We start from the raw sequence: 244 nt of genomic DNA, 5'->3' as shown, positions 1-244 counted from the left end.
ATCGTGGTGGTGGCGGCGCACGCCAGGTCCGTCAAGGTGGCACGGCTCGTCGAGGTGTCGCTGCCCGACCGCATCGACCCCGTGCTCGCCGCGCTCGAGTCGGCGGGCGTCGTCGTCGACCCGTCGGGCAACGTGCTCAAGGCGTCGCCACGGGCCCTGCAGCTCGGTCTGGTCTCGGCGCAGCAGCACCTCGTGCACGCCGAGATCGAAGACCTCGTGGCGCTCGCCCGGCGCGAAGGCGAAC

The 244-nt window shown here is 72.5% G+C and carries 1 protein-coding gene; it reads left to right on the top strand.

Translation table 11 applies throughout. The features are described 5' to 3' along the window. Positions 1-244: hypothetical protein (locus ACEN88_RS36090; protein ID WP_413347181.1), on the top strand; the 244-nt coding region annotated here is incomplete at both ends.

The sequence above is a fragment of the Massilia sp. CT11-108 genome (assembly GCF_047302915.1).
GTDB lineage: Bacteria > Pseudomonadota > Gammaproteobacteria > Burkholderiales > Burkholderiaceae_D > Telluria > Telluria orientalis.
The sequence above is the reverse complement of the archived record's forward strand: the minus strand, read 5'-3'. Positions and strand labels throughout refer to the sequence as shown.